The sequence below is a fragment of the Pseudomonas sp. TSO6 genome (genome assembly GCF_056098905.1).
In genome coordinates this window covers 1-6,026 of the sequence record NZ_JBLZWV010000051.1, presented here as the reverse complement: position 1 = coordinate 6,026, position 6,026 = coordinate 1, and the positions used below count along the sequence as shown (strand labels likewise).

The 6,026-nt window shown below is 65.1% G+C and carries 4 protein-coding genes; 2 read left to right on the top strand and 2 right to left on the bottom strand.

Features of this window, described 5'->3' with window-relative positions:
• Positions 1-120: 120 nt before the first annotated feature.
• Positions 121-576, bottom strand: coding sequence for a redox-sensitive transcriptional activator SoxR (soxR, locus tag ACN6NG_RS21450; RefSeq protein ID WP_016500816.1), 456 nt, complete (start codon positions 574-576; stop codon positions 121-123).
• 84 nt (positions 577-660) lie between these two features.
• Between soxR and ACN6NG_RS21445 the strand changes: the two genes are divergently transcribed.
• Together ACN6NG_RS21445 and ACN6NG_RS21440 are read left to right on the top strand one after the other, a co-directional pair.
• Positions 661-1,758, top strand: coding sequence for an efflux RND transporter periplasmic adaptor subunit (locus tag ACN6NG_RS21445; protein ID WP_474316095.1), 1,098 nt, complete (start codon positions 661-663; stop codon positions 1,756-1,758).
• On the top strand, positions 1,755-4,835 hold the full coding sequence (locus ACN6NG_RS21440) for a MexW/MexI family multidrug efflux RND transporter permease subunit (RefSeq protein ID WP_474316092.1): 3,081 nt from the start codon (positions 1,755-1,757) through the stop codon (positions 4,833-4,835). Before ACN6NG_RS21445 ends, ACN6NG_RS21440 begins: the two co-directional genes overlap by 4 nt.
• 199 nt (positions 4,836-5,034) lie before the next feature.
• Here the strand turns inward: ACN6NG_RS21440 and ACN6NG_RS21435 are convergent, their stop codons facing one another.
• Positions 5,035-5,772 (bottom strand): GntR family transcriptional regulator, encoded by a 738-nt coding sequence (locus tag ACN6NG_RS21435; RefSeq protein WP_474316090.1) that lies wholly within the window; start codon positions 5,770-5,772, stop codon positions 5,035-5,037.
• Positions 5,773-6,026 lie beyond the last annotated feature (254 nt).

Genomic DNA, 6,026 nt, shown 5'->3' with positions numbered 1-6,026 from the left:
CATTGCAGGGGCTGCGAAGCAGCCCCTGCAATGTGTGCATCATGGCTGAAACCCTGGGGCCGCTTCGCAGCCCGATCGCGACACAAGGCCGCTCCCACAGGGGCCGCGTAGGTCTGCAGGCTAACGGGCTTTCTTCTCGAGGATCCGCGCCCCGGTACCTTCCTTGCCCAGCACATCCTCGGGGTTGCGCAGCGGGCAGTCTTCCAGTGACAGGCAACCGCAACCAATGCAGTTGTCCAGGCTGTCGCGCAGCGCCTCCAGCGTGCGGATGCGGGCGTTCAGGTCTTCGCGCCAGGCGGTGGACATCTCGCCCCATTGCGCCGCCGTAAGCTTGCTGTTGGGCGCATAGCGGCTAAATGCCTGCTTGATTTCCTCCAGCGGAATACCCGTGCGCTGCGCCACCTTGATGATCGCCAGTGTACGCAGCACCAGCGAGGGATAGCGCCGCTGGTTGCCGGCCGTGCGGACGCTGGCGATCAGCCCCTTGGTCTCGTAGAAGTGCAGCGCAGACACCGCCACGCCGCTGCGCTTGGCCACTTCACCCACTGTGAGCATCCGCGTGTTGTCCGCTGCCATGTCTGTTGACCTAAAGTTAAGTTGAGCTCTTATAGTCCTGCCCGATCTTCCCCGCAACCGCTTTCCCTGTGATCGGAGCTGTGCATGAACAAACGGACGTTACTGGCCTGGGCTGGCGCTGTAGCCGGTGTGCTGGCTGCTTGCTATGCGTTAGTGGGTAGCGGTTCGGCGCCACCCGCTGCGGCGGCGTGGCCGGCGACCAAGGTGGCGCTTGCCACGGCCGAGCAGGTGCCGCTGGCGCGGCAGAACTTTGCTTCAGGGGAACTGGAAGCGGTCAACCAGGTACAGGTGGCGGCCGAGACGGCGGGGCGCGTTACCCGCATCGCCTTCGAGTCGGGGCAGGCGGTCACTGCCGGGCAGTTGCTGGTGCAGCTCAACGACGCGCCGGAACAGGCCCAGCGGGTGCAGTTGCGTGCCAGGCTGCGTAACGCCGAAGTGGTGCTGCAGCGCAGCCGCAAGCTGCGGGCATTGAATGCCGTGTCGCAAGAGCTGCTGGACAACGCCGCCACTGCCGTGGACGTGGCCCGTGGTGAGCTGCAGCATGTCGAGGCGCTGATCGCGCAGAAGGCCATTCGCGCTCCGTTTGCCGGCAAGCTGGGTATTCGGCGGGTGCATCAGGGCCAGTATCTGGGCGCCGGTGATGCCATCGTCAACCTGGCCGACATCAGCCAGTTGCATGTGAATTTCGCCTTGGGCGAGCAGGCCGCCCCCGAAGTGCATGTCGGGCAAGTGCTGGCGCTGACGGTGGACGCAGTACGCGGGCAAGGCTTCAAGGCCCGGGTGGTGGCGGTCGACCCGGTGGTCAGCAAGGCGCGCCTGGTGCAGGTGCAGGCAGCCTTGCCGAACCCGGGCGGGCAGTTGCAGCCGGGCATGTACGCTGGCGTGCGCCTGGATGCTGTGCAGCCGTCGACTGTATTGGCTGTGCCAGAAACCGCGATCACCTACGCCGCCTATGGCCAGACAGTATTCGTTGCGATTCAGGACCCGGCGCATGGTACCCAGGTCAGCAGAGTGCGGGTTACCACTGGTGAGCGCTGGCAGGGGCGGGTGGAGGTTACCTCCGGCCTGGCGCCCGGTGACCGGGTGGTGGTGTCTGGCCAATTGAAGCTGAGCGATGGCATGCCGGTCGAGCCGGTGGCGCAGGACAGCTTGCAGGCCAACCTCGGAGGGCGGCAGCCGTGAAGTTCACCGACCTTTTCGTGCGCCGCCCGGTGCTGGCGCTGGTGGTCAGCAGCCTGATCATCCTGATGGGGCTGTTTGCCATGGGCAAGTTGCCGATCCGTCAGTACCCCTTGCTGGCAAGCTCGACCATTACCATCAGCACCGAGTACCCCGGCGCCTCGGCCGAGCTGATGCAGGGCTTTGTGACCCAGCCGATCACCCAGGCTGTGTCGTCGGTGGAGGGCATCGACTACCTGTCCTCGTCGTCGCAGCAGGGGCGCAGCCTGATCACCTTGCGCATGGTGCTCAACCGCGATTCAACCCAGGCGCTGGCCGAGACCATGGCCAAGGCCAACCAGGTGCGCTATCGCCTGCCGGAAAAGGCCTACGACCCGGTGGTGGAGCTGTCGGCAGGCGACTCCACTGCCGTGGCCTACGTGGGCTTCGCCAGTGACAGCCTGTCGATACCGGAGCTGAGCGATTACCTGTCGCGGGTGGTGGAACCGCAGTTATCTGGCATCGACGGCGTGGCCAAGGTGCAGTCGTTCGGTGGGCAGCGCCTGGCCATGCGCCTGTGGCTGGACAGCGAACAGATGGCCGGGCGCGGGGTGACGGCAGCGGACGTGGCGCAGGCGGTGCGGGCCAACAACTACCAGGCGACACCGGGCCAGGTGCGTGGGCAGTACGTGCTGGCCGATATCCAGGTGGACACCGACCTGACCCGGGTCGAGGACTTCCGTGAACTGATCATCCGCAACGATGGCACCGACCTGGTGCGCCTGCGTGACGTCGGCACCGTCGAGCTGAGTGCGGCGGCCACCCAGACCAGCGCCACCATGGACGGCAAGCCGGCCGTGCACCTAGGGCTGTTCCCCACGCCGACCGGTAACCCGCTGGTGATCGTCGAGGGCATTCGCCAGCTCCTGCCGCAAATCCAGCAGACCCTGCCGCCCGGGGTCAAGGTGGCGCTGGCCTATGAGACTGCGCGCTTCATCGATGCTTCGATCCATGAGGTGCTGCGCACCCTGGTGGAGGCGATGCTGATCGTGGTGCTGGTGATCTGGCTGTGCCTGGGTTCGCTGCGCAGTGTGCTGATCGCAGTGGTGGCCATCCCGCTGTCGATGCTCGGTGCCGCAGGCCTGATGCTGCTGTTCGGCTTCAGCCTCAATCTGCTGACCTTGCTGGCGATTGTGCTGGCCATCGGTCTGGTGGTGGACGATGCCATCGTGGTGGTGGAGAACGTGCACCGGCATATCGAGGAGGGCAAGTCGCCGGTTGCTGCGGCATTGGCCGGGGCGCGGGAAATTGCCGGGCCGGTGATCGCCATGACCCTGACCCTGGCAGCGGTGTATGCGCCGATCGGGCTGATGGGCGGGCTGACCGGTACGCTGTTCCGCGAATTCGCCCTGACCTTGGCGGGCGCGGTGATCGTGTCCGGCATCGTGGCGCTGACCTTGTCGCCGGTGATGAGCTCGTTGTTGTTGCAACCGGGGCAGCAGCATGGCGCGATGGCCAACATGGCTGATCGGTTGTTTGCTGCGTTGACCGGGGCCTATGGACGAGTGCTGGCCTACTCCCTGGCGCATCGTTGGATCAGCGCGAGTGTGGCGCTGCTGGTGTGTTTGAGCCTGCCCTGGCTCTACCTGCTGCCCCAGCGCGAGCTTGCCCCGCCCGAGGACCAGGCAGCGGTGCTGACCGCCATCAAGTCGCCGCAGCATGCCAGCCTCGAATATGCGGAGCGCTTTGCGCTGAAGCTTGACCAGGTGATGAAGTCCATCGCCGAAACCACCGACACCTGGATCATCAACGGCACCGACGGCCCGGCCGCCAGTTTCGGGGGTATCAACCTCAGCGCCTGGCAGGCGCGCGAGCGGTCCGCCGCACAGGTACAGGCACAGTTGCAGCAGGCCGTGGCGGATATCGAAGGCAGCAGCATCTTCGCCTTCCAGGTCGCTTCGCTGCCGGGCTCCAGTGGCGGCCTGCCGGTGCAGATGGTGCTGCGCAGCGCCCAGGATTACCCCGAGCTGTACCAGACCATGGAAGTGCTCAAGCAACGCGCCCGCGACAGCGGCCTGTTTGCCGTGGTGGACAGCGACCTCGACTACAACAACCCGGTGGTCAAGGTGCGCGTCGACCGGGCCAAGGCGGCCAGCCTGGGCATCAGCATGCAGGCCATTGGCGAGTCGCTGGGTGTGCTGGTGGGCGAGCAATACCTCAACCGCTTTGCGCTGTTCGGGCGTTCCTATGATGTGATCCCGCAGAGTATCCAGGACCAGCGCCTGAGCCCTGCGGCGCTGAATCGTCAATACGTGCGCGCCGAAGATGGCAGCCTGGTGCCGCTGGCTACAGTGGTGCACCTGGATCTCGAAGTGGCGCCCAACCGCCTGTTGCAGTTCGATCAGCAGAACGCCAGTACCTTGCAGGCAATCCCGGCGCCGGGTGTGTCGATGGGCAACGCCGTGGCATTTCTCGAACAGCTCAGCGCCGAATTGCCGCCGGGCTTCAGCCACGACTGGCAATCGGAATCGCGCCAGTATGTGCAGGAAGGCTTTGCCTTGATGTGGGCGTTTCTCGCTGCCCTGGTGGTGATCTACCTGGTGCTGGCTGCACAGTACGAAAGCCTGGTCGACCCGCTGATCATTCTGGTGACCGTGCCGCTGTCGATCTGCGGTGCGCTGCTGCCGCTGGCGCTGGGCTGGGCCACGTTGAACATTTACACGCAGATTGGCCTGGTGACGCTGATCGGCCTGATCAGCAAGCACGGCATCCTGATGGTGGAGTTCGCCAACGAGATCCAGGTGCGCGACAACCTCGACCGTGTTGCCGCCATCGTCCGTGCCGCGCAGATACGTTTGCGGCCGGTGCTGATGACCACCGCGGCGATGACCTTTGGCGTGCTGCCGCTGCTGTTCGCCAGCGGCGCCGGGGCCAACAGCCGCTTCGGGCTGGGGGTGGTGATTGTGTGCGGGATGCTGGTGGGGACCTTGTTTACCTTGTTCGTACTACCGACCATCTATGCCTGGCTGGCGCGCGACCACCGGGTGACCACGGTGCGGGGGCAGCAGTTGCTGGAGGCCGATCGGGTGTTGGGCATGTGAAGTGAGGGAACAGGAATATCGGGGCTGCTTCGCAGCCCATCGCCGGCAAGCCAGCTCCCACACGGGTTGTGCCGGGCTTGAAGGCTGTGCAGTCCTGTGTGAGGGGCCCCTCAGGGACCGCGCTATATTTGAGACAAATGCTGTACCTGTGGGAGCTGGCTTGCCGGCGATGGGCCGCATAGCGGCCCCGGTTGCACGATCAGGACGGTGAGCGATCCCGGCGCATCTGGGTCACCAGGGTGAAGCGGTCATCCGGGTGCACGGTTTCGGAAACCGCCATCAAATCACCGTTTTCCTCGCGGTAATGGCGGATGATCTTCAACCCCGGTGAACCCGCTTCAGCCTTCAGCGCCCGGGCCATTTCTGCGGTCAGCAGCACTGCCCGCACCTGCTGGTCGATCACCGCGATTGCCCGGCCATAGTGCTGCTCGATCAACCCGGCAATCAGTTGGTCGGGGTGCTCGCGGGCCCGTTCGATGACCTCTGCATAGTCGCGTTGCGCATACACGTCGGTCCAGCACAGCGGCGCTGCATTGTGCAGGCGGTCGACGCGGATGCTCGACACGCAAAAGTAGTGTTCCCCCGGTACCAGTCCCAGCCGCGCCGCCTCGCTCAGGTCGGCGACGAAGTGGCGCACGTCCTGGATTTCCCGCTGCTGGGTTTCGGCCAGGTGGGCCAGGTCGGCCACGCTGGCCAGCGACTGCGAGTAGCCGCCGCGCGGGCTGCTGGCCTCTACCCGGGTGCCCACGCGCTTGCGCCGTGACACCAGCCCCTGGTTGAGCAGCTGGTCGATCGCGGCGCGCACCGTGTGCCGGCTTACATCGTAAAGGTCGCACAGCTCGAACTCGGTCGGCAGCAGGCTGCCCACCGGGTAGCGGCCGTTGGCGATGCCTTCCATCAAGTCCTTTGCCACGGTGGAGTAGCGCGTCGGGTTCATACCTTTGGTCTGTTTCGCACATTTAATCGGTTGATAGTGTATCAGCGACAGAATTACCAGCGCTCTCCCCGGGTGCCCGCGCGCGATTAATTAAGCGCCTGCTAGATCGAGCGCCGCCCGCGCGGCGCATCGCGAGCTGCGCTCGCTCCTACATTTGTTTCGGGCCAATTATTCCTGTGACAGGTGCGCGCGACCGCCTTGTTTGTCCGACGCGATATCGAGTCATGCGCCAAGGCGTTCGCGCGCAAATCGCA